Origin of the sequence: Azospirillum melinis (assembly GCF_013340935.1) — a bacterium.
Taxonomy (GTDB): Bacteria; Pseudomonadota; Alphaproteobacteria; order Azospirillales; family Azospirillaceae; genus Azospirillum; species Azospirillum melinis.
Window position 1 is genome coordinate 21,570 of record NZ_WHOS01000062.1, and the last position, 21,738, is coordinate 43,307.

Annotated in this window: 20 protein-coding genes; 10 read left to right on the forward strand and 10 right to left on the reverse strand. The window is 69.9% G+C overall.

Annotation, left to right across the window (positions count from 1 at the left end):
• The first annotated feature begins 76 nt into the window (after nt 1-76).
• From GBZ48_RS29610 to GBZ48_RS29650, 9 genes are all read left to right on the forward strand, one after another.
• A complete protein-coding gene (locus GBZ48_RS29610) occupies nt 77-571 on the forward strand; it encodes a GFA family protein (protein WP_174474293.1) in 495 nt (164 codons plus the stop codon).
• A gap of 10 nt (nt 572-581) precedes the next feature.
• Nucleotides 582-1,319 (forward strand): extensin-like domain-containing protein, encoded by a 738-nt coding sequence (locus tag GBZ48_RS29615; protein ID WP_174474294.1) that lies wholly within the window; start codon nt 582-584, stop codon nt 1,317-1,319.
• Between the two features lie 124 nt (nt 1,320-1,443).
• Nucleotides 1,444-1,935 carry a BLUF domain-containing protein gene (locus GBZ48_RS29620; RefSeq protein ID WP_174474295.1) on the forward strand — a complete coding sequence of 164 codons (492 nt, stop codon included), beginning with the start codon at nt 1,444-1,446 and terminating at the stop codon, nt 1,933-1,935.
• 122 nt (nt 1,936-2,057) lie between these two features.
• The gene (locus tag GBZ48_RS29625) at nt 2,058-3,539 is read left to right on the forward strand and encodes a mechanosensitive ion channel family protein (protein ID WP_174474296.1); all 1,482 of its coding nucleotides are present in this window, start codon (nt 2,058-2,060) and stop codon (nt 3,537-3,539) included.
• Nucleotides 3,540-3,667: 128 nt separating this feature from the next.
• Nucleotides 3,668-5,443, forward strand: coding sequence for an N-acetylglutaminylglutamine amidotransferase (locus GBZ48_RS29630; RefSeq protein WP_174474297.1), 1,776 nt, complete (start codon nt 3,668-3,670; stop codon nt 5,441-5,443).
• Nucleotides 5,444-5,555: 112 nt separating this feature from the next.
• Complete coding sequence (gene ngg / locus GBZ48_RS29635; protein ID WP_174474298.1) at nt 5,556-7,316, forward strand: N-acetylglutaminylglutamine synthetase; 1,761 nt, start codon at nt 5,556-5,558, stop codon at nt 7,314-7,316.
• Between the two features lie 45 nt (nt 7,317-7,361).
• Nucleotides 7,362-8,420: an osmoprotectant NAGGN system M42 family peptidase gene (locus tag GBZ48_RS29640; RefSeq protein ID WP_098737783.1), complete on the forward strand. Its 1,059-nt coding sequence runs from the start codon at nt 7,362-7,364 to the stop codon at nt 8,418-8,420.
• 63 nt (nt 8,421-8,483) lie between these two features.
• Nucleotides 8,484-8,831: a nucleotidyltransferase family protein gene (locus GBZ48_RS29645; protein WP_174474299.1), complete on the forward strand. Its 348-nt coding sequence runs from the start codon at nt 8,484-8,486 to the stop codon at nt 8,829-8,831.
• Nucleotides 8,818-9,225 (forward strand): HEPN domain-containing protein, encoded by a 408-nt coding sequence (locus tag GBZ48_RS29650; protein ID WP_174474300.1) that lies wholly within the window; start codon nt 8,818-8,820, stop codon nt 9,223-9,225. Before GBZ48_RS29645 ends, GBZ48_RS29650 begins: the two co-directional genes overlap by 14 nt.
• 27 nt (nt 9,226-9,252) lie before the next feature.
• Here GBZ48_RS29650 and GBZ48_RS29655 read toward each other — a convergent pair whose 3' ends face one another.
• From GBZ48_RS29655 to GBZ48_RS29690, 8 genes are all read right to left on the reverse strand, one after another.
• Nucleotides 9,253-10,818, reverse strand: a complete 1,566-nt coding sequence (locus GBZ48_RS29655) for an ATP-binding response regulator (protein WP_246307552.1) — start codon at nt 10,816-10,818, stop codon at nt 9,253-9,255.
• 191 nt (nt 10,819-11,009) lie between these two features.
• Nucleotides 11,010-11,777, reverse strand: a complete 768-nt coding sequence (locus GBZ48_RS29660; RefSeq protein ID WP_174474302.1) for a response regulator transcription factor — start codon at nt 11,775-11,777, stop codon at nt 11,010-11,012.
• Nucleotides 11,774-12,919: a chemotaxis-specific protein-glutamate methyltransferase CheB gene (gene cheB, locus GBZ48_RS29665; protein WP_343049717.1), complete on the reverse strand. Its 1,146-nt coding sequence runs from the start codon at nt 12,917-12,919 to the stop codon at nt 11,774-11,776. The genes GBZ48_RS29660 and cheB overlap by 4 nt, the downstream gene beginning before the upstream one ends.
• Nucleotides 12,916-15,177 carry a hybrid sensor histidine kinase/response regulator gene (locus tag GBZ48_RS29670; protein ID WP_174474303.1) on the reverse strand — a complete coding sequence of 754 codons (2,262 nt, stop codon included), beginning with the start codon at nt 15,175-15,177 and terminating at the stop codon, nt 12,916-12,918. Before GBZ48_RS29670 ends, cheB begins: the two co-directional genes overlap by 4 nt.
• Before the next feature lie 167 nt (nt 15,178-15,344).
• Nucleotides 15,345-17,033 carry a methyl-accepting chemotaxis protein gene (locus GBZ48_RS29675; protein ID WP_174474304.1) on the reverse strand — a complete coding sequence of 563 codons (1,689 nt, stop codon included), beginning with the start codon at nt 17,031-17,033 and terminating at the stop codon, nt 15,345-15,347.
• 49 nt (nt 17,034-17,082) lie between these two features.
• Nucleotides 17,083-17,754, reverse strand: coding sequence for a chemotaxis protein CheW (locus GBZ48_RS29680; protein WP_174474305.1), 672 nt, complete (start codon nt 17,752-17,754; stop codon nt 17,083-17,085).
• Nucleotides 17,754-19,214, reverse strand: a complete 1,461-nt coding sequence (locus tag GBZ48_RS29685) for a CheR family methyltransferase (RefSeq protein ID WP_174474306.1) — start codon at nt 19,212-19,214, stop codon at nt 17,754-17,756. Before GBZ48_RS29685 ends, GBZ48_RS29680 begins: the two co-directional genes overlap by 1 nt.
• Entirely contained in the window at nt 19,211-19,816 is a 606-nt protein-coding gene (locus GBZ48_RS29690; RefSeq protein WP_343049719.1) for a chemotaxis protein CheW, read from the reverse strand. The genes GBZ48_RS29685 and GBZ48_RS29690 overlap by 4 nt, the downstream gene beginning before the upstream one ends.
• A gap of 215 nt (nt 19,817-20,031) precedes the next feature.
• Between GBZ48_RS29690 and GBZ48_RS29695 the strand changes: the two genes are divergently transcribed.
• On the forward strand, nt 20,032-20,499 hold the full coding sequence (locus GBZ48_RS29695; protein ID WP_174474308.1) for a MaoC family dehydratase: 468 nt from the start codon (nt 20,032-20,034) through the stop codon (nt 20,497-20,499).
• A gap of 38 nt (nt 20,500-20,537) precedes the next feature.
• Here GBZ48_RS29695 and GBZ48_RS29700 read toward each other — a convergent pair whose 3' ends face one another.
• Nucleotides 20,538-21,449 (reverse strand): response regulator transcription factor, encoded by a 912-nt coding sequence (locus GBZ48_RS29700; protein WP_174474309.1) that lies wholly within the window; start codon nt 21,447-21,449, stop codon nt 20,538-20,540.
• A partial coding sequence (locus tag GBZ48_RS29705) for a hypothetical protein (RefSeq protein WP_174474310.1) occupies nt 21,446-21,738 on the reverse strand: 293 nt, incomplete at its 5' end. The genes GBZ48_RS29705 and GBZ48_RS29700, both read right to left, overlap by 4 nt.

The window sequence follows — 21,738 nt, forward strand, 5'->3', positions numbered from 1 at the left end:
AGGGGCGCTGTCAAAGAGCGGTGGCCGCCCCATCTGGTGCGGAGGAACGCATCTCAATCGCGGAGCCCTCCCTGCCATGAAACTTTCCGGTTCCTGCCGCTGCGGCGCCGTTCGCTTTACGCTGAACTCGCCGACGCCGGTGCCCTACATGCGCTGCTACTGCACCATCTGCCGCAAGAGTGCCGGCGGTGGGGGATACGCCATCAATCTCGGCGGCGATGCCGACACGCTGGAGGTCGAGGGACGCGAGGCGGTGGCGATGTGGCGGGCGCCGATCGAGGATCCCGATCATCCCGGTCAGACCCACCCGGGTCCGTCGCACCGGCATTTCTGCAAGCACTGCGGCACGGCGCTGTGGGCCGAGGACCCGGCCTGGCCGGAGCTGGTGCATCCCTTCGCCTCGGCCATCGACACGCCGCTGCCGACGCCGCCGGAGCGGGTCCACATCATGCTGGACTTCAAGGCGCCGTGGGTGGAGGTGCCGCAAGGCCCGAACGACGTGCAGTTCGCCCGCTATCCGGAGGAATCGCTGGAGGACTGGCACCGGCGGCACGGGCTGCTCGACCGGTAGACACTCCGATATGGCGCGGCTGCTCGGATGGCTGGCGCTGCTGGTCCTGCTGGCGCTGGGCGGGGCGGCGGCCGGGGTGTGGGCCGGGCTGATCGCGGTGCCGCCGCGCTACGACCCATGGGCGCGGCTCGACCTGCGGGCGGAGCCGGACTGGCTGACCGGCTTCAAGCTGTCGCGGCTGACCCGCGACCCGGAACAGTGCCGCGCGGCGCTGGGCGAAACGGGGCTGCGCTTCACCGCCCTGCCCGACCGCCCGTCGGACGAGAACTGCGCGCTCAGCGGTGTGGTGCGGGTATCGCGGTCGGACATCTCCGCGCCGGGCGTGGCCTTCAGCAGCGGCTTCATCGCCACCTGCGGGCTGGCCGCCGCCTGGACCCTGTTCGAGGCGAACGCCCTCCAGCCGGCGGCGCAGCGGCATTTCGGCCAGAGGGTGGCGCGGGTCGAGCATCTCGGCACCTATGCCTGCCGCAACGTCTATGGCCGGACGGAGGGGCGGCGCAGCGAGCATGCCACCGCCAACGCCATCGACCTCGCCGCCTTCGTGCTGGCTGACGGGACGCGGATCGGCGTGCTGACCGACTGGGAGGCGAAGGGAGGCCGCGGGGCGGACGGGCGGAAGGCAGCCTTCCTGCGCGACCTGCGCGACGGCGCCTGCCGCTTCTTCGACGTCGTGCTGGGCCCCGACCATAACGCGGCGCACCGCAACCATTTCCACCTGGATATGGGCGCCTCCCGCACCTGCCGTTAACGTCCATCCGGTTCGGACTATGTCTGCTGGGTGCGTCAACGATTCTACGAAAGAAAGGGTTACCGCACGCCGGCTTTCGATCCACCATCATAATAAAAATGGGCCAAGCAAAGGGAGGAGACCGATGTTGACTTTGCTTTATCGAAGCGATGCGGTGCCCCTGCTGCCTTTTTCGGCATTGGCGGACATTTGTGTGCGAAGCTCTGCAAACAATCGCCGCCTGGGCGTGACCGGTTTCCTTGTGGAGCATGAGGGAACCTTCCTGCAAGTCTTGGAAGGCGAGCCGGACACCGTGACCGGACTGTTCGACCGCATTTTGCACGACGGGCGGCACCGCAACATGGCGGTGCTGGGCCGGTGGGAGCGGCCGGGACGGGCCTTCGGCTTCTGGGCGATGAATTTCGGCCCGCTGGACGACCCGGCCTTCTGGCAGGGCGAGTTCGCCGGACTGCGCGACGGCGCGGCCTTCCGGCGCAGGAGCGGCGATGCCGAGACCGCGCTGGCCGTGCTGTGCCGCGCCTATGTCTTCGCCGGCACGGTGGCGGGCACCGACCCGGTGATCCGCGGTTTCGTCATGGGCTATCCGCAGGCAACGAGGCAACTGGTGAAGGTGTGAAAGATCAAGCCCCTGATCGGGCTGGATGGTTTGAATTGATCCCTTGACGGAACGGCTCCTGCTCGTGCCATCGTCGCCCTCGCCCGGCCCCCGAAGGCCCGCCGCCGAGGAGAACCCCGTCGATGACCGCCCTGCGGCGTCTGTCCGCCCCCGCCCTGGTCCTGGCCCTTCTGACGGCTCTGGTCGCCGCGAAGCCATGGCTGCACCGCCATCTGGAGCCGCTCGTCGGCCCGGATCTCAGCAGCGGGTTCGACATCGCCGTCGCGTCTGCCGCCTGGCTGGTCGCCGCCTGGGGCGGGGCGCGGCTGATCGATCTGCTGGCGGCCGGCAATGGCGGGCTCGGTCCCGACGGCGCGCCGCGGCCGCCGCGCATCCCGCGGCTGTTGGCCGACCTGATGCGCTTCTTCGTCTATGGCGTCGCCGTGGTGGCGATCCTGGCCTTCGTGTTCGAGCAGCCGGTGACCGGCCTGCTGGCGACCTCCGGCGTCGCCATCGCCGTGCTGGGCTTCGCGCTGCGCAACATGATCGCCGACATCTTTGCCGGCATCGCGCTGAACATCGAGCACCCCTACCGCATCGGCGACTGGCTGGAGCTGTCGCCCGGCGTGTCGGGACGGGTGGACGAGATCAACTGGCGCGCCACCCGGCTGATCGCTGGCGACGGCACCGCCATCGTCGTGCCGAACGGCATCGTCGCCGGCAGCCGCTTCGTCAATTACAGCCGCCCCAGCCCGGCCTTCCGCACCACCGTCCCCATCCTGCTGGACCAGGAGGTGCCGGTGGAGCGCGCCAAGCGCATCCTGCTGTCGGCCATGCTGTGTGCCGACGGCGTGCTGACCACCCCGCGGCCCGACGTGGTGGTGGAGGCGGTGACACCCAACGGCATCTCCTATCTGGCGCGCTACTGGCTGGACGATTTCGGGCGAGTGGCGCTGGTGCGCGATTCCGTGCTGGCGGCGGTGGTGGGCAACCTCGCCCGCGCCGGGATCGAACCGGCCCGGCCCAAGCAGGAAATCCGACGGCGCCAGCCGGCAGTGCCCGACACCGACACCCTGCGCCGCGGCCTGCTGCGCCAGACCGAGCTGTTCGACGCCTTCGACGATGACGAGGTCGACGCGCTGGCCCTGGCGATGCGGCAGATCCATGTCCCGGCCGGGTCGCCCGCCGTCCGCCAGGGCGATGCCGGAGAGTCGCTGTTCGTCATCGCGGAGGGCGTGTTCGACGTGCAGGTCGCCGCCCCTTCCCCCGCTTTCGCCGCCCCCGCTTTCGCCACCGACACGATGGACGGACAGCGGCCGGGCGTGCTGCATCTGACGCGTCTGCGGCCGGGCGACCTGTTCGGCGAGATGTCGCTGCTGACCGGCCAGCCGCGCAGCGCCTCGGTGGTCGCCTGCACCGATTCCGTTGTGTTCGAGCTGGCGCGGAACCACCTCGACCCGGTGCTGCGCCGCCGGCCGGAACTGGCCGAACGGCTGGCCGAGCTGATGGCCGAGCGCCAGAGCCGCAACGCCGCCGAAACCAACCGCCAGCAGGGGGCCGCACCGCCGCCGACGGTGGAATCGCAGGCCCTGCTGACCCGGCTGCGCAGCTTCTTCGGGCTGTAACGGCGCTTCCAAAGGAACCTTGAGCCCTGCCAGCCGTTGTTCCACGCGGGTAGCGGTGGTGCAGTTCGGCCCTTTTTGACGGGTCTGGCGCCCCTTCGTCCTGAACCAACGAGGAGGCTCGACAGCCGATGTGCGGTGTGAGTGGCGAGATTCGTTTCAAATCCGGCGAGGCGGCGAGCACGGCCGCCGTCCAGGCCATGTGCGACCGGCTGGCGCCGCGCGGTCCGGACGGCCACGGCCTGTTCGCCCATGGGCGCGTCGCCTTCGGCCATCGCCGGCTGAAGATCATCGACCTCAGCGAGGCATCGCAGCAGCCGATGGTCGATTCCGCGCTGGGCCTCGCCATCGTCTTCAACGGCTGCATCTACAACCACCGGGAGCTGCGCGAGGAACTGACCGGGCTTGGCTACAGCTTTTTCTCCGGCGGCGACACCGAGGTTCTGATCAAGGCCTATCACGCCTGGGGGCCGGATTTCGTCAAGCGCATGAACGGCATGTTCGCCTTCGCCATCCACGAGCGCGACAGCGGCCGGGTGGTGCTGGGCCGCGACCGGCTGGGCATCAAGCCGCTCTATCTGGCCGACATTCCCGGCGGCCTGCGCTTCGCCTCCTCCCTGCCCGCCCTGGTGGCGTCGGGTGGGATCGACACCGACGTCGATCCGGTGGCGCTGCACCATTACATGAGCTTCCACGCCGTCGTCCCGGCGCCCTACACCATCCTGAAGGGCGTGCGGAAGCTGCCGCCCGCCACCGTTCTGGTGGTCGAGCCGGACGGCACGCGGCGCGAACACACCTACTGGTCGCTGACCTTCGGACCGCAGGCCGGCGACGAGCGCCGCGACTTCGCCGAATGGCGCGAGCTGGTGCTGGAGACGCTGACCCGCGCGGTGCGCCGCCGGCTGGTCGCCGATGTGCCGGTGGGCGTGCTGCTGTCGGGCGGGCTGGACAGCTCGCTGATCACCGCGCTCTTGGCCGAGAACGGGCAGAGCGGGCTGAAGACCTTCTCCATCGGCTTCGAGACGGTGGGCGACGAGCGCGGCGACGAGTTCCAGTATTCCGACATCGTCGCCAGGCATTTCGGCACCGACCACCACCGCCTGTTCGTCGACAGCGCCCGTGCCCTGCCGGAACTGACCGACTGCGTGCGTGCGATGTCGGAGCCGATGGTCAGCCACGACAACATCGGCTTCTTCCTGCTGTCGCAGGAGGTGGCGAAGCAGGTGAAGGTGGTGCAGTCGGGCCAGGGCGCCGACGAGGTGTTCGGCGGCTATCACTGGTATCCGCCGCTGCTGGAAAGCAGCGATGCCGTCGGCGATTACGCCCGCGTCTTCTTCGACCGCGACCATGCCGAGATGGCCGAGGCGCTGGACCCCAGGTTCATCGGCGAGGATCATTCCCGCCGCTGGCTGGAGCAGCGCTTCGCCATGCCGGGCGCCGAGCGGCCGGTGGACAAGGCGCTGCGGCTCGACACCACGGTGATGCTGGTCGACGATCCGGTGAAGCGGGTCGACAACATGACGATGGCCGCCGGGCTGGAAGCGCGCGTGCCCTTCCTCGATCATGAGCTGGTGGAGCTGGCCGCCCGCATCCCGGCGGAGATGAAGCTGCCGGACGGCGGCAAGTATGTGCTGAAGGAAGCGGCGCGGCGGGTGGTGCCGGCGGCGGTGATCGACCGGCCGAAGGGCTATTTCCCGGTCCCGGCGCTGAAATACCTGCGCGGACCCTTCCTGGAGCGGGTGCGCGACGTGCTGAACGCTCCGTCGGCGCGCGAACGCGGGCTGTTCCGCCGCGACTATCTCGACCGGCTGCTGGCCGATCCGGAACGCCACATCACGCCGCTCAGGGGATCGAAGCTGTGGCAGGTCGCCCTGCTGGAATTCTGGTTCCAGGAACAGGGCCTGTAAGCAGGCGACTCAAAACGACAGACGCTCCGCCGGGGCATTCGGGCGCGGGACCGATCCGCATCCCCGGATGTTGCCAATGCGCGGAGCCGCATCCGACGACCAGGGGGATTCCATGAGCTACGCCCGCGTGAAACCGCACCGGCTGGAACGCGCCGCCAGCGCCACCCTGCGCCACACCCGCCGCTACACCGGCCGGCCGCCGGCCGGAGAGACCGGGGCCGACGCGCCGCGCGCCGACGTGACGGTCGATTGCGGCTGGGGACGGCTGATCTTCGCCCACACCTTCGACGATCTCGACCGCATGATCGACACGCTGCGACAGGAGGCACCGGGCACCCGCGACATCGTCTTCTATCTGCAGGACCCGCATGTCGCCCTGTCGCGCGCACCGCAGGAGTTGTTCCTCGACCCCTCCCACACCTTCCGCCTGTGGCTGACCGACTACCGGCCGTCGCGGCGCCGGCCCAAGGGCTACAGCGTCCGCCGGCTGCGCACGCGCGAGGATGCCGAGGGGGTGCAGCGCATCTATGCCCGGCGGCGGATGGTGCCGGTCTCCTCCTCCTTCCTGGTGGCGTCGCGCAACAGCCGGGTGCTGACCCATTTCGTCGCCTGCGACGATTCCACCGGTGAGATCATCGGCTCGGTTACGGCGGTGGACCATGCCCATGCCTATGGCGACCCGGAGAATGGCAGCTCGCTCTGGTGCCTGGCGGTCGATCCGCAGGCCTCCTTTCCGGGGATCGGCGAGACACTGGTCCGCACGGTGGCGGAGCATGTGCAGGCGCGCGGCCGCGCCTTCCTCGATCTGTCGGTCCTGCACGACAACGAGACCGCCATCGGGCTCTATGAGAAGCTGAATTTCCGCCGGATTCCGGCCTTCGCCCTGAAGACCAAGAACCCGATCAACGAGCGGCTGTTCACCGGCCCGCAGCCGGGCGAGCAGCTGAACCCCTATGCCACCATCATCGTCAACGAGGCGCGGCGGCGCGGCATCGGCGTCGATGTGCTGGATGCCGAGGCCGGCTATTTCTGCCTGACCTGGGGCGGACGTAGCGTGGTGTGCCGGGAGTCGCTGAGCGAGCTGACCAGCGCCGTCGCGATGAGCCGTTGCGACGACAAGGCGGTGACGCGGCGCGTTCTGGAGCGCGCCAGCCTGAAGGTGCCAGCCCAGACGGTGGCGGGGGAGCCGGAGGAGAATGCCGCCTTCCTGGCAACCCATGGCCGCATCGTGGTCAAGCCGGCGCGCGGCGAGCAGGGGCGCGGCATCACGGTGGACGTGCGCGACGCCGAGACGATGGAGCGCGCCATCGCCTCGGCCCGCCAGCATTGCGACACGGTGCTGCTGGAGCAGTTTTATGAGGGGCAGGATCTGCGGATCATCGTCATCGACAAGAAGGTGGTGGCCGCCGCGGTGCGCCGCCCGGCCGAGGTGACCGGCGACGGCAGCCACACGGTGCGCGAGCTGATCGAGGCGCAGAGCCGCCGCCGCGCCGCCGCCACCGGCGGGGAGAGCCACATCCCGATGGACGCCGAGACCGACCGCTGCCTCGCCGCCGCCGGCAAGAGCCTGGACGACGTGCTGGCGGCCGGCGAGGTGCTGCCGGTGCGCAAGACGGCGAACCTGCACACCGGCGGCACCATCCACGATGTGACCGACAGCCTGCACCCGGAACTGGTGGAGGTGGCGACGGTCGCCGCCCGCGCGCTGGACATCCCGGTGGCGGGCTTCGACCTGCTGGTCGAGGCGCCGGACCGGCCGGGCCATGTCTTCATCGAGGCGAACGAGCGTCCGGGCCTCGCCAACCACGAACCCCAGCCGACGGCGGAACGCTTCGTCGATCTGCTGTTCCCGCAGACGCGGGGGGTGCTGTGAGGCCGGCACCCGCCATGCCACCATCCTGAGGAGGAAAATCCGACCATGGCCGTGCCGCTGCCCATCGACATGGGGTATGTCACCGATATCCTGTACCGGCTGCTGACCACACCGAGCCCGACCGGCTACACGGCCGACGTGGTGCGGCTGTGCTGCGCCGAGCTGGAGCGGATGGGCATCCCCTATGAGCTGACGCGGCGCGGCGCCATCCGGGCCGACCTGAAGGGAGTGCGCTCAACGCCCGACCGGGCGCTGGTCGCCCATGTCGACACGCTGGGCGCCCAGGTGAAGATGCTGAAGGACAATGGCCGGATGGAGCTGGTGCCCATCGGCCACTGGTCGTCGCGCTTTGCCGAGGGGGCGCGCTGCACCGTGCTGACCGACCGCGGCCCCTGGCGCGGCACTATCCTGCCGCTGAAGGCGTCGGGCCACACCTTCAACAAGGAGGTCGACAGCCAGCCGGTCACCTGGCAGCAGGTGGAGCTGCGCGTCGACGCCCCGGTCGCCAACCGGCGCGATCTGGAGGAGCGCGGCTTCAACATCGGCGACATCGTGTCGATCGACCCGCAGCCGGAATTCCTGGAGAACGGCTACATCGTCTCGCGCCATCTCGACGACAAGGCCGGGGTGGCGGTGATGCTGGGCGCGGCCAAGGCGGTGGTCGATGCCGGGGCCGCCCTGCCCGTCGATTGCCACCTGCTGTTCACGATCTCCGAGGAGGTCGGGTCCGGCGCCTCGTCCATCCTGCATCAGGACGTGGCGGAGATGGTGACCATCGACAACGGCACCACCGCCCCCGGCCAGAACAGCAGCGAATATGGCGTCACCATCGCCATGGCCGACAGCACCGGCCCCTTCGACATGGCGCTGACCCATTCGCTGATCGCGCTGTGCCAGGCGCAGAACATCCCGCACCAGCGCGACGTCTTCCGCTATTACCGCTGCGACAGCGCGTCGGCCATCGAGGCCGGCAACGACATCCGCACGGCGCTGGTCTGCTTCGGCATCGACGCCTCCCACGGCTACGAGCGCATCCACGCCGACGCGCTGGAAAGCCTGGTGCGGCTGCTGGTGCTGTACCTGCAAAGCCCGCCCAGGGATTGAGGGGGGCGGGATTGAGGGGGCGGTATCGGCCTGTTAGACTGAACTCTCTCCAGAGAGGACGATATGGCGGGCGCCGAAAGACAAGACCATCTTCGCGCACCGGAAGTACCGGATGAACTGCTTCGTCCGGTCATTGCCCATTTCCAGCCGCGGAAAGTGATCCTGTTCGGATCCCAGGCAAGGGGCGATGCCGGGAAAGACAGCGACTATGACCTGTTCGTGATCGTCGAAGACGACACGCCGCCGGAACGGCTTTCCTGGCGGAGCAAGTACGAAGCCCGCAAGACCTATCATCGGGCGGTCGACATCGTCGCCTGCCGTGCCTCGGTCTTCGAACGGAAGCGCGGCGTGGCCGGCTCGCTTTCCCACATCGCCGACCGCGAAGGGGTTGTCGTCTATGAGCGACAATGACCGTTCGGCGAGTCTGGAAGAGGCCCGCCGCTGGTGGAAGGTGGCCGCGGAGGATCGGCGGGTCGCGCAGGCCTGCCTCGCTATGGATCCACCCTCACCGGGGAACGCCGCCTATCACTGCCAACAGGCTGCCGAGAAGATCATGAAGGGCTTGCTCGTGTCGGCTGGCCTGGGATTCCGTAAAGTCCACGATCTCGATGAATTGGCCTCGGTCGCCGCTCCACTCTATCCGGAGCTTGCGGACGATCTCGACCGATGCCGCCCCTTCACCTCGTGGGCGACGGAATATCGCTATCCGCCTGAGGACGAATCGCCGCCGCCTTCACCAGACGCGATTTCCGACGCGCTGGCTGTCCTGGAACGGCTGCTTGCCGCAGCGGGTCGCCTGACCTGAGCACGCAGCAGGGTTGAGCTTAGCGGATCAGCAGCCCGCCGTTCCGTCCCGCCGCACCTCTTCCAGCACGCGGCGCAGGTCGCCGGGGTGCAGCGGCTTGTGCAGGAAGGCGCAGCCGCGGCGCTGGCCTTCCAGCAGGGATTCGGGCGCGGTCTCGCCAGTGAGGACCACAGCCGGGATCTCGGTCTTGAACAGCTTCCGGACGCGGTCGATCACGTCGAAGCCGGACACCTTTCCCGGCAGGCGCAGGTCGGTCAGAATGGCGTCGGGCGGTCCCTCCAGCCCGTCGACCGCGGCGAACACCTCGCGCATGTTGGACGCCGAGACGAAGGCGCAGCCCCAGCTTTCCAAGGTCAGCAGCAGGCCGGACAGCACCATGCTGTCGTCGTCCACCACCAGGATGCGCATGCCGTCCAGCGGCACGGCGGCCGCACCCTGGCCGGTTGCAGATGCCGCGGCCGGGGCGTCAACGGGCGCCTCTTCCGCCTCCAGCCGCTCGACGGTGACGGCGAAGACCGAGCCGCGGCCCGAGCGCGACTGCACGTCGATGGGGGCATGCAGCAGGACCGACAGGCGCCGGACGATGGCGAGGCCGAGGCCGAGGCCGCGGGTGGGATCGCGCGCCGGGTTGGTCAGCTGGTGGAACTCGTCGAAGATGACGTCCAGCTTGTCCTGGGGGATGCCGAAGCCGGTGTCCCACACCTCGATGCGCCAGCGGCCGTCGCGCTTGCGCAGGCCGAGCAGGATGCCGCCGCGCTGGGTGTAGCGGATGGCGTTGGCCAGCAGGTTGCGGACGATGCGGCCGAGCAGGATAGGGTCGCTGCGGGTCACCGCCCGGCAGGGCAGATGGACGCGCAGGCGCAGCCCCTTCTCCTCCGCCTGCGGACGGAATTCGTCGGCCAGCGATTGCAGCAGCGCGTCGAGCGGCACCGCCTGCAGGTCGGCCTCGACCGTGCCGGCATCCAGCGTCGAGATGTCGAGCAGGGCGTTCAGCAGCTGCTCGCCGGCCGTCATGGCGTTGGCCAGCATGCCGGCGGTGCGCGACGCCCGGGCGTTGCCCTCCACCTGGTTGGTCAGGGCGTCGAGGAACAGGCGCATCGCCTGGAAGGGCTGGCGCAGGTCGTGGCTGGCCGAGGCCAGGAAGCGGGAGCGCGCCGCGGTGGTGCGCGCCACCTCCGCCCGCATGGTCTCGGCCATCTGGGCGATGGCGCCGTCCAAGGTCGCCGTCGCCAGCACCCCGACGACCCGGCCGTCGACCAGCAGCGGCGTCGCGCGCAGGCCGATCGGCGGTTCGCTGGGCAGCGTCAACCGGACGCTGTCGGGGGGCGAGGCCGGGCTGTCGGCGGTTCCCTCGCGGTAGAGCGGGCGCAGCGCCTCGGCCACCGCGGTCCAGCCGCCCGGCAGCAGGTTCGGCCCGCTTTCGTCACGGACGGCGGCACGCGGGCGATTCAGCAGGGTCGCCAGCGCCTCGTTGCAGCGGACGGCGGCCATCTCCGGCCCGCCGACCACCAGCATGGTCGGAACCGTCCCGGCCGCGCAGACGCGCCGGGCATTCTCGAGGCACTCGCGATACCGAAGATCGGTCGGGGACATGGGGGTGGCCGAAGATCGGTGCATCGCGTCGGTGTCTCTTGCGTCGGTGTCTCTGGAGATCGGGGGCTCGTGGATGGGCTGGAGGCTGATCGCCATGGGCACCTGTCGGACCGTCGGACAGTTTCGTAAAGCCCGCAGAGAATAAACGGACAAGCCGGCTTTCGAAATCACACGATGGCCCTACTCCCCTCCTATGCGGAAGGTGCAACACGCGGCAAACGGATAAGATGGTCCTCGACGAAGTATTTGCGCCGAAGAAGCGCCATCAGCCTGATCTTGAGGACATCCATCGTCTGTCCCTTTCCAACGAAATCGTCGGCTCCTGCGTTCAGGCTGATCATCAGCTGTTCCTCATCGTCCTGGCTGGTCAGGATGACGATTTGGAAGAACAGGCCGCGCTGGCGGCGGAACCTGTCGAATCTTTCACAGAGCTGGGTGCCGCTGGTGCCCGGCATCACGAGATCCAGGATGACGCAGTCCAAGGCACCGCCGGCCAGCGCCGCCACCGCCTCGTCGGCGTTGCGGGCGGCGGTGACGGTGCAGCCCTCCTGCTCCAGCTCGGCGCGCAGGAATTCGCGGTAGGTCGCGCTGTCGTCGACGATCAGGATGCGGGCGCGGCGGAAGATCTCCGGCGCCGTCGGCGGGGCGCTGCGCCGCTCGATCAGCGCGCAGGCGGTCTCCACCACCGCCTTGGGGTCGGAGGGGTCGCTCTCCCCCGGCCCGCGGCCGAGCACGATGACGGCGGCGTCGGTGCGGGCGCGCAGTTCGGCCAGGCCGGTCGGGCCGGCAAGCTCGCCCTCGACGATCAGCAGATCCTGCGGGGTGCCGGCGATCTCCGCCAGGGCGGGTTCGATGCCTTCGACGCAGACGGTCTCCACGCCGCGTTCCTCCAGCAGCAGCTTCAGCAGAAGCCCCTGCGTCTGGGAACCCATGACTACCAAGGTGCGGGGTCCGTTCATGACGCCATCTTATCGTCGGAGGTCAATTGCAGCAGCCGTCCGGCCACCCGGTCGAGGGGCAGTTCCTCCACGGCACCGCCCAGCCGCACCGCGGTGCCGGGCATGCTGTGGATCACCGCCGTGGAGGCATGTTCGGCTATGGTGTAGGCGCCGGCCGTACGCATGTCCACCAACCCTCTTGCGCCATCCTCGCCCATTCCGGTCAGCAGCACGCCGATGCCGGACGCGCCATAGGCGCGCGCCATCGACTGGAACAGCACCTCGCCCGACGGGCGCTGGCCGCAGACCATCGGGTCGGCGGTCAGGCGCAGCGTGGCGCCGTCCACCAGCAGGTGCCGGTCGCCCGGCGCGACATAGACCGTACCGGGCCGCGGGGTCAGCCCGGCCTCTCCCAGCCGCACCGGCAAGGCGGAGACGGTGCCGAGCCAGTTGGCAAAGCCGGCCATGAAGGGCGCGCCCATATGCTGGACCACGAAGACCGGCAGCGGGAAATCGGCCGGCATGTCCTTCAGAATCTTCGACAGCGCCGCCGGCCCGCCGGTGGAGGCGACGAGGCCGAGCGCACGGAAGCGCCGGGGCCGGCCGTCGGCCGCCACCGCCTCGTCCGGCAGCCTGTTGTCCTGAGACGGCGCGTCGGCGGAAACTCCTGCGGACATTCCGGAGGTGGAGCGTGCGCCGCGGGCGGTGATGCGGTGGCGGATCACCTTCACCTGGCTCATGATGACCAGCTGGGTGCAGAGATGGTGCGCCACCGTCTGGTAGTCGGCGCGCGCCATGCTGCCCGGCTTCTCCACCACCGCCAGCGCGCCGGCCTGGAGCGCCCGCATCGGGATGTCGAGGTCGCGCACGTCCGACGCCACCACCACGATCGGCAGCGGGGTCTGCCGCATGATGCGGCTGGTCACCTCGAACCCGTCGATGCCCGGCAGGCGGATGTCGAGCGACACCACGTCGGGCGCCGTCCGTTCGATCATGCGCAGCGCCTGCTCGCCGGTGGAGGCGATGCCCGCCACCTCCAGCCGCGGGTCGGCGCTGATGACATGGCTCAGCAGCTGCTGGATGACCGGGCTGTCCTCGACCACCAGCACGCGGATGCGACGGGTTCCGGTGGTGAGGGGGCCGCCGTTCGTCTGGCCGCTCACAGCAGCCGCCGGATGCCGGCCAGAAGCTCGTTCTGGTCGAATCGCGTCTTGACGATGTAGGCGTCGGCGCCGAGCCGCAGGCCGCGTTCGCGGTCCTCGTCGCTGGCGCGCGAGGTGACGAGGATCACCGGAATCTCTTCCAGCCGCTTGTCCGCCTTCACCGCCTGCAACAGGGCGAAGCCGTCCATCCGGGGCATCTCGACGTCGCTGATGATCAGGCCAACCTCCATCCCTTCCGACAGGCGCTCCAGGGCCTCGCGCCCGTCCACGCACAGCGTCACCCGATAACCATGGGCTTCGAGGATGCTCTTTTCCAGCGTGCGGGTGGTGATGCTGTCATCGACAACCAGGATATGCGCCCGGGCAGGGGTCGCCTCTTCGGCCGGGCGGGCCGGGGCCGGCAGGGTGCTGCCGGGCAGCGGCATCAGGCCCGGAATGTTCAGCACCAGAGCCGGCCCGCCATCGTCCATCAGCACGGTGCCGAGATAGCGGCCGCTGTCCAGCCCGGTCTCCTCCGCCGCCGTCACCACCGTCTCGCGCGTGGCGACGAAGCGGTCGACCGCCAGCGCCAGCCGCCGGTCCCCCGCCCGCACCACGACCAGCGACAGCCCGCGCTCGGCCGACGGCACCACCGGCGCCTCCATGCCCAGGAGGGCGGCCAGCGAGGTGACGGGGATTTCCTCCTCGCCGATGCGGGTCATCGGCGTGCCGGTGCCGGAGAACAGCGACTGGGCGGTGGCGGTGCGCAGGCGGACGACGTCGGCGGACGGGATCGCCAGGGTCTGGTCCTGCACCTGGACGAAGACGAGACGCTGGCTCAGCAGGCTGAGCGGCACCTCGATGGTGACCGCGGTGCCGCCGCCCGCGCGGTCGGCGATGGTCAGGTTGCCCTGGAGCCGCTCCACCTCCCGCCGCGCGATGGCGAGCCCCATGCCGCGCCCGGCCAGCTCGGTGGTCTGGGCGGCGGTGGAAAAACCGGGATGGAACAGGAATTCGATCAGCCGCTCCTGCGGCATCTCCGCGCCGGACGACAGGTCGGCGGCGTCGATCAGGCCGCGCTCGGCCGCCTTGCGCAGGATCGCCGCGCGGTCCAGCCCGCGGCCGTCATCCTCGATGCGCAGGCGCAGGCGCGCGCCCTCGACCGACGCGGCGATGGTGACGCGCGCCGCCGGCCGCTTGCCCAGCGCCAGCCGCTCCGCCGGCGTTTCGATGCCGTGGCTGATGGCGTTGCGGGCGATGTGCAGGATCGGATCCTTCAGCCGTTGCAGGACGGTGCGGTCGGCCTCGACCTCCAGCCCGCGGACATCGACCTCGACCTCCTTGCCTTCGGCCCGGCTGATGTCGCGGACCATGCGGCCGAGGCCGCTCAGCTGGTTTTCCGCCGGCAGCATGCGCAGCCGCCGCATGTCCTGCTGGAGACCGCCGCCCCAGCGCCGCATCGACCACAACAGCCGGTCGTGGCTGCGGTGCGCGCTGTCGAGCGCGCCGCCGAGCGCGCGGAAGCGGCGTTCGAAAGCCATCAGGGCGGGGAGCGCGCCACGCCCGGCCAGCGCGCTGGGCAGCGCGTCGGGCAGCGCATCGGCCCCCGCCACCGCATCGGTACGTACGCCGCGGCCGATCTGAACGCGCAGATGCCGCCATGCCCGGTCGAGCGCCCGCCATTCCCGGCGCATCGTGCGAAGCTGTTCGCCGAGGCCGGCCTGGGCCTCCACCTCCGGCAGAAGGGCGGATGCGGTTTCCGACAGGCGCTCCAGCCCCTGTGACGCGATGCGGACCAGGGCGGCACTGTCGGCGTCGGCGGCACGGTCGCGCTGGGCCGGCGGGCGGCGGATGGCGGCGCGGGCGGCGGCGGGAGACGGAGCCGGGACCGGCCCGCCGCTGCGGCCGGCGGCCAGCGCGTCGAGATCGGCCAGCACGCCGGCGGTCTCCACCGCATCGCCGCCCTGGAGCGACCAGGCGACCAGATCCTCGATGGCATCGAGCGACCGGCGCACCACGCCGACATTGGCGGGGTCGAGCGGAATCTCCCCCTTCTGCACGGCGATGAAGGCGGCCTCCAGCCGGTGGGAGATCGCCTCCACCTCCGGCAGGTCGACGGCACGGGCAGCGCCCTTCAGGCTGTGGGCGCGCCGGTGGATGTCGACGAGATCCGGCGCATCGCCCGTCGCCTCCGCATCGCGGAGCGCGTTGCGGATGGCGGCGAGATGGTCCTTGTGCTCCAGGTCGAAGGCAGCGAGCAGGCGCTGGCGGATGTCCATTCAGGGGCTCCGCGAGCAGAATATTCCCCTCTCCCCCCCGGGGAGAGGGCTAGGGTGAGGGGGGCGCGCGGCGAGGATTCTTGGGAAGGCACGCGGTGCATCCCCCTCACCCCGACCCTCTCCCCGGGGGGGAGAGGGGGAAAAGTGCTGGCCTCGGCGGTGCATCGTCACACCCGGTAGTTCCGCACCGCCTCGACCAGACCCTGGCCGAGGTTGTTCAGGTTGGCGGCGGCGCCCTCCAGCTGGCGGGTGCCGGCCGCCGTCTGGCTGCTCGCCTCGCGGATGTTCTGGAGCGCCTGGATCACCTGCTCCAGGCCGATCTGCTGCTGGTTGGTGCCGGCGACGATCTGCTGGAAGGCCAGCACGCTCTCCTGGATGTTCTCCGCCATGGTGCGGATGGTCGACTGGGTGGCATCGGTCTGGCGCTTGCCGGCGGCGACGCGCTTGACCGCCTCCTCCGTCAGCATCACCGACGCGTTGATGCCGTGCTGGATCTCCGACAGGTTGGAGCGGACCTGGGAGGTCGCCTCCTTCGACTGGTCGGCCAGGCTCTTGATCTCGCCGGCGACGATGGAGAAGGTGCGGCCATGCTCGCCGGCCGCCGCCGCCTCGATGGCGGCGTTCAGCGCCAGCAGGTGGCAGCGCTCGGCGATGTCGTTCACCGTCACGATGATCTCGCCGATGGCCTGGGTGCGCTCCGACAGCATGACGATGTTCTCGGCCACCGCCTCGGCCTGTTCGCGGATGGCGTCCATCGCCTGGATGGTGTCGTCCACCGCCTTCATGCCGGAATGGCTGGAGGCCGCCACCGTCTGGGCGCCGTGGGAGACGTCCTGGGCGCGGCGGTTGATCTGGGCGCCGGACTCGGTGATTTCCGACAGGGTCGCCGTGGTCTGCTCGACCGCCGCCAGCTGTTCGGCGACGCTGGCCGACTGCTGCTGGGTCGAGGCGCGGATCTGGGCGGTGGCGGCGTGGACGCTCTCGGCCGTCTCCCGCGTGGTGCGGGCCATCGACTTCAGCCGGCCGGCCATTTCGTTCAGGTGCTGGCCGAGGACGGCGAGTTCGTCCTTGCCGGCGATCACGATCTCCTGCGTCAGGTCGCCGTGGCCGACCTTGGTGACGAAGTCGATGGCGCGGCCGAGCCGGCGGGTGATGGAGCTGCCGATGGTGTAGGCGACCACCACCGCGATCAGGAAGACGGCCACCAGCGCGATGACCGAGGATTGGATGGCGGAGTTGTAGATCGCCCGGATATCGTCGCGGCCGGCGGCGGTCAGATGATCGATGGCGGTCTGGGCGGCGTCGATGCGCTGCTCCATCACCTTGCGCAGCTGGTCCACCTGCTGGCGGCGCTGGAGCGCCTCGGCGGTCTGGTTGCGCTCCAGCAGGGTGTAGATGGTCCGCGCCTCGTCGCCCACCGCGCCGATGGCGCGGTTCATCTCGGTCACCGAAGTGTCCAGCTCCACCCAGCCCTTGCGGCGGCTGTCGGTCACGCTGTTCTGCGAGCGTTCGGCGACCATCGAGCGCAGCTTGCCCAGCGTTTCGCGCAGCTTGCCCCCGACCTCGTCGTAATGGCTGCGCAGCGGCGCCATGATGGCCGGGATGTCGGCGGCCCGCCCTTCGGCATTGGCGATGGACACGGCGTTCAGCGCCGATTCACGGGTGCTGCGCAGCTCCGCCTGATAGTTGCCGACCGTCACCACCATGTCGGCGGCCTCGGTGTCGTAGCTGGACACCGCCATGATCACCGACAGCGCGTCGGAGAAGCGCGACATCTGGTAGAGCGCCAGCAATGCGGTCAGGACACAGACGACGCCGAATCCCAGGACCAGCTTGTGTGCGACTTTCACGTTCATTCTTCCACTCCGGCCCCAGGCGGTTTTTTTAAGGTGGATCGGGCGTTTTTCAGGTCTTCACGAGGTCGAGCAAGGCGGCCATGTCGAGGATCGCCATGCGGTCCGCGGTGATCGCCCGGACCAGCGGCCCGGCCTCCGCCGGGACGGATGTCCGTGGCGGCACGATGTCGGCCACCCGCTCGACCTCGTGCAAGCGCAAGGCGGCCGGACGGCCGGTGCCGGTGCGCAGGACGATGGCATAGCCGCCGGGCTGGTCGATCCCGGCGGCGCCGGCATGCGTCCCGCTGCACAGGCTGTCGAGGTCGAACAGGCGCATCACCTTGCCGGCAACGGCGATCACGCCGAGGATTGCGGGCGGCGCTCCCGGCACGCGGGCCAGACGCGGCATCGGTACGATATGGCCGAGATGGCGCAGTTCCAGCCCATAGAGGGTCTCGGCACCGCGGGCGACCAGCATCGGCGTGCCGGTGCCCGCCTCGCCGTCGAGCTGCGGGACTTCGGCCAGTTCCTGCGCCCGGCGGGCCAGCACGGCGTCGGCCCAGGGACCGCGGCCGGCGAAGGTCGCCTCCAGGTCGGCGGTGCGGTGCGCCACCTTTTCGCGCACCGCGTTCCAGTCGATGGAGGCCCGGCCAGAGGCCCGGCTGGCGGCGCGGTCGGGCGATGCGCTGTCGAGGGCCGCGATGAGCGGGGCGGCCCCGGTACCGGCAAGCGTCTCGTCCATCAGCCCTCCTCACCGGTCAGCCAGAGGTCCAGCATGCCGCGCAGCTCCTGCACGGTCAGGCCGCCGCCTTCCGTCACCGCCTCGCCGTCGGCGCGGTTCTCCAGCGCCTCGCGCGCGTTGCGGAAATGGCGCTGGGCCGGAACCAGCCGGCCTCGCCGCCAATAGGCCAGGGCCAGATGATAATCGGCCAGGACGAAACGCGGATCGAGATAGAGCGCCCGCTTGAAGGCCGCCACCGGGTCGCCGACGCCCAGTTCCTCCTCCACCAGACCCAGCTGGTAGTGGGCGGCGGGGTCGAGCCGCTGCGCCTCGACCCGTGCCAGACAGGCTTCCAGCTGCGAGGAGCGCTCGCCGGTCTCGGCCGCATCCGGCGGAGCGGGCACACCGGACGGGGGAAAGGCTGACGGGGGGGAGGCGGGAGAGCGGGATTGCGGGCCGGCGGATTGCGAGACGGAAGCGGCATCGGCTGCGGATCGCGGCGCAGGCTTCGCCGGGGCTTTGGCGGCGCGGCGCGGCGCCGGGGCCAGGGGCGGCGCGGCGGCCGCCGGGCTTGGGGCGGCCTTGCGGCCGACCGCGGCCGTGACCGGCGGTTCGGCCTGCTTGCGGTAGAGGGTGGCGCCGGGGACCGACACCGGGATGAACAGCTCGTTCATCTGCGGCCCGGCCTCGGCATGACCGACCACCAGCCAGCCTCCATCGGCCAGCGCGTTGTGCAGGTTGCCCAGCAGCCGGTGCCGCGTCGCCTCGTCGAAATAGATCATGACGTTGCGGCACAGGATGATGTCGAAATGCCCGATCCCGTGCGGATAGGAGGGAATCGCCCCTTCCACGAGGTTGAAGGGCATGAAGGTCGTCCATTGCCGGTATTTCGGCTTCACCGACCACAGCCTGTCCTGGCGGTCGAAGCAGGCCTCCAGCGTGTCCGGCGACAGGCCGCGCACCGCCCAGTCGCCATAGGCGGCGCGCCGCGCCTGCTCCAGGAAGGCGTTGTTGATGTCGGTGCCGACGATGTGGACCTGCCAACCCTCCAGCTGGCTGGCGAAATGCTGCTTGAGCAGGATTTCGATGGTGTAGGCTTCCGGCCCGATGGAGCAGCCGGCGCTCCAGATCCGCAGCAGGCGGCTCGACTGGTTGCGGCGGATGCATTCGGGGATGGCGACGGCGCGGAGCGCGTCGAACTGCTCGATGTAGCGGAAGAAGAAGGTCTCCCCCACCGCCAGCTCGTTGATCAGTCCCTGATATTCCGCGCCGCCCGGCCCCTCCGCCTCCAGTGCGGCCAGATAGCCGGCGACGGTGGTGACGGTGCCGAAGGGCAGCCGGCGGTTGATCCGCTCGGCGAAGGCGGCGTCCTTGTCGGCGTAATAGGCGAGGCCGGTGGCGTCGATCACCATCGCCTTCAGGCGCGGGAAATGCGGATCGCGGCGGATCGCCTCGATGGTTGCGGCAGGGTTGGCCATCATGCGGCTCCGTTCCCGACGGATGCCTCGTCGTTTGCCTCGGCAGGGACCTGCCACTGCGCCAGCCGGCGTTCCGCCGACGCACAGAAGGCGTCGAGCAGCCGGCCCTCCGCCTCGCTCAGCAGCCGGTCGGGGGCGAGCAGGGTCACGCTGCCGCCACGGCCGGTCATCCGGTCCGGAAAGGCACCGGCGGCACAGCCGTTGAAGCTCAGCGCCGGGTCGGGCTGCGTGCGCTCCGCCGACTCCACCAGCGTGTCGCCATGGACCTGATCGGCCAGCAGCGCTGCCGGCCGCCCCTGCCAGGTGATCAGGAGAAGCGGCGAATAGAGGCCGGGGGCCGCTCCCCCCGCCAGGGAGTCGAACGGCACGAGATCGAGCAGGACATCCAGGCGCAGGACCGGCACCACCTCGCCCTGGTAGCGGAAGACGCCCTCCACCGGCAGCGGCGCGGTCGGCAGCCGGTCCAGCCGCGGCAACGGCAAAAAGCGCCGCACGGCTTCCACCGGCAGCGCCAGGGCTTGCCCGGCAACCGAAAACACGACGCAACGGAATGGGGGCGGCATCGACGTGCCTTGGGGGGTACTGTGCGCAGGGAGTGGTGACATCCGTCCGTCGATGGTCTGGAATCCGACCGGGAACATGCCCGATCACGACCGGAATGCGAATAACGCCAACGGTTTACGACGTAGGGCCTATGCCTTGGCAGTGGCGTCCCTGCCCTTTGCCGGATGCGTCGGGCGGGCTACTCTCCGACGCCAGCAACAAAAGCTGATCGGCAAGACCTGACCGGCAAGCCATGACCAAGGGGAGAAACGAAACGATGCCCGGCCGCCATTTCGAGGATTTCCGCATCGGCGAGGTGTTCGATTCGGAAGGGGCGACCCTGACCGAGAGCCAGATCATGGACTTCGCCCTGCGCTTCGACCCGCAGCCCTTCCACATCGACACGGTCGCCGCGGCGGACGGGCCGTTCCAGGGGTTGATCGCCAGCGGCTTCCACACGCTGTCGCTGACCTTCCGGCTGTTCCGCGACATCGGGCTGATCACCGGCACCAGCCTGGGCGGCTCGGGCATGGACGATCTGCGCTGGCTGCGGCCGGTGCGGCCCGGCGACACCATCCGCGTCCGGGTGGAGGTGGTGGAGACGATCCCGTCGCGCCGCGGCGGCCGCGGCACGGTGCGGCTGGCCTACACCACGCTGAACCAGCGCGGCGAGCCGGTGATGACCTGCATCATGAACCACATCATCGCCGGACGCAGCAATGCGGAGCCGACGGTCGAGGTCTGAGCGCCGTTCGGCGGGGGGCGGTTCCGACGACGGGGCCGTCACGCCCGCGCGGCCAGGGTGCGGATCGCCAGTGCTGCGGCGGACGCGCGGTTCTCCACCCCCAGCTTGGTGAAGACCTGTTCCAGGTGCTTGTTCACCGTGCGCGGGCTGATGCCCAGGATCTCGCCGATGTCGCGGTTGGGCTTGCCGTTGGCGATCCACAGCAGCACCTCCGCCTCCCGCGCGGTGAGGCCGAGAGCGTCGCGCAGCACCGCCTCCTGCCGGCCGGCGGTCGGCTCGCTGAGGCGGAACAGATATTCGTCGGGGTTGGCCGGGCTGAGATAGGTGAACTCCAGCCGCCGCACCCCCTCGCCGTCCGGCAGCTCTGCCGTGTAGGTCTCCGCCGATCCGCCGGGGGAGGAAGTCCGGCGCAGGCCCGCCAGACCGGCGGCCAGCCCGGAGGCCGCGTCCGGCGGCAGGCCGGCCAGCAGACGCTCCGCCTGCGGGGTGCACCACAGCAGACGACCCTCCCCGTCCGTCGCCAGCAGGAAACGGCCGGTGGCGTCGAGCGCGGCGCGGGCGGCGTAGGCGACGCGGGCATTGGTCAGATGGACGCGGATGCGGGCGATCAGCTCGTCCACCACGATGGGCTTGGTGACGTAATCGACACCGCCGGCCTCCAGCCCCTTCACCACATGCTCGGTGTCGCTGAGGCCGGTCATGAAGATGACGGGGATGTGCGACAAATGGGGGATCTGCTTCAGCCGCCGGCAGGTCTCGAAACCATCCAGGCCGGGCATCACCGCGTCCATCAGGACGAGGTCCGGCGTGATCTGGCCGACCAGATCCAGCGCGCTCTCGCCATCGACGGCGACCAGCACGGTCAGGTCGGCCTGTTCGATGGCCTCCGTCAGGAATCCCAGCGTGTCGGGAGTGTCGTCCACCACCAGGATCATGTCGCGGCGCTTCATCCGGTCACGGCCCCGTCTTCTGCCAGATCATTGTCCGCCCGATCTTTCTCGCCCTCTGCGGCGTCGCGCTGCGCCGCCGCCTCTTCCACCGCACGCATATACCCTTTCAGGTCGAAGGCGCGCACCAGCGTTCGCAGCCGTTCGACGAAGGACGTTGCGGCGGCGTCCTCCGCCTCGATCTCGCGCAGCTTGGCCTCGATCCCGCGAATATAGCCGATCCGGCCGAGCTGGCGCAGGTCGTCGAGATGACGCAGCGCCGACTCCGGCGGGGCGGCTGCCGTCTGGGGGG

What these genes read in the sequence shown, in the direction of transcription:
- GBZ48_RS29610 (WP_174474293.1), top strand. Translation starts at nt 77, where the DNA reads ATGAAACTTTCCGGTTCCTGCCGCTGCGGCGCCGTTCGCTTTACGCTG.
- GBZ48_RS29615 (WP_174474294.1), top strand. Translation starts at nt 582, where the DNA reads ATGGCGCGGCTGCTCGGATGGCTGGCGCTGCTGGTCCTGCTGGCGCTG.
- GBZ48_RS29620 (WP_174474295.1), top strand. Translation starts at nt 1,444, where the DNA reads ATGTTGACTTTGCTTTATCGAAGCGATGCGGTGCCCCTGCTGCCTTTT.
- GBZ48_RS29625 (WP_174474296.1), top strand. Translation starts at nt 2,058, where the DNA reads ATGACCGCCCTGCGGCGTCTGTCCGCCCCCGCCCTGGTCCTGGCCCTT.
- GBZ48_RS29630 (WP_174474297.1), top strand. Translation starts at nt 3,668, where the DNA reads ATGTGCGGTGTGAGTGGCGAGATTCGTTTCAAATCCGGCGAGGCGGCG.
- ngg (WP_174474298.1), top strand. Translation starts at nt 5,556, where the DNA reads ATGAGCTACGCCCGCGTGAAACCGCACCGGCTGGAACGCGCCGCCAGC.
- GBZ48_RS29640 (WP_098737783.1), top strand. Translation starts at nt 7,362, where the DNA reads ATGGCCGTGCCGCTGCCCATCGACATGGGGTATGTCACCGATATCCTG.
- GBZ48_RS29645 (WP_174474299.1), top strand. Translation starts at nt 8,484, where the DNA reads ATGGCGGGCGCCGAAAGACAAGACCATCTTCGCGCACCGGAAGTACCG.
- GBZ48_RS29650 (WP_174474300.1), top strand. Translation starts at nt 8,818, where the DNA reads ATGAGCGACAATGACCGTTCGGCGAGTCTGGAAGAGGCCCGCCGCTGG.
- GBZ48_RS29655 (WP_246307552.1), bottom strand. Translation starts at nt 10,818, where the DNA reads ATGTCCCCGACCGATCTTCGGTATCGCGAGTGCCTCGAGAATGCCCGG.
- GBZ48_RS29660 (WP_174474302.1), bottom strand. Translation starts at nt 11,777, where the DNA reads ATGAACGGACCCCGCACCTTGGTAGTCATGGGTTCCCAGACGCAGGGG.
- GBZ48_RS29670 (WP_174474303.1), bottom strand. Translation starts at nt 15,177, where the DNA reads ATGGACATCCGCCAGCGCCTGCTCGCTGCCTTCGACCTGGAGCACAAG.
- GBZ48_RS29675 (WP_174474304.1), bottom strand. Translation starts at nt 17,033, where the DNA reads ATGAACGTGAAAGTCGCACACAAGCTGGTCCTGGGATTCGGCGTCGTC.
- GBZ48_RS29680 (WP_174474305.1), bottom strand. Translation starts at nt 17,754, where the DNA reads ATGGACGAGACGCTTGCCGGTACCGGGGCCGCCCCGCTCATCGCGGCC.
- GBZ48_RS29685 (WP_174474306.1), bottom strand. Translation starts at nt 19,214, where the DNA reads ATGATGGCCAACCCTGCCGCAACCATCGAGGCGATCCGCCGCGATCCG.
- GBZ48_RS29690 (WP_343049719.1), bottom strand. Translation starts at nt 19,816, where the DNA reads ATGTCACCACTCCCTGCGCACAGTACCCCCCAAGGCACGTCGATGCCG.
- GBZ48_RS29695 (WP_174474308.1), top strand. Translation starts at nt 20,032, where the DNA reads ATGCCCGGCCGCCATTTCGAGGATTTCCGCATCGGCGAGGTGTTCGAT.
- GBZ48_RS29700 (WP_174474309.1), bottom strand. Translation starts at nt 21,449, where the DNA reads ATGAAGCGCCGCGACATGATCCTGGTGGTGGACGACACTCCCGACACG.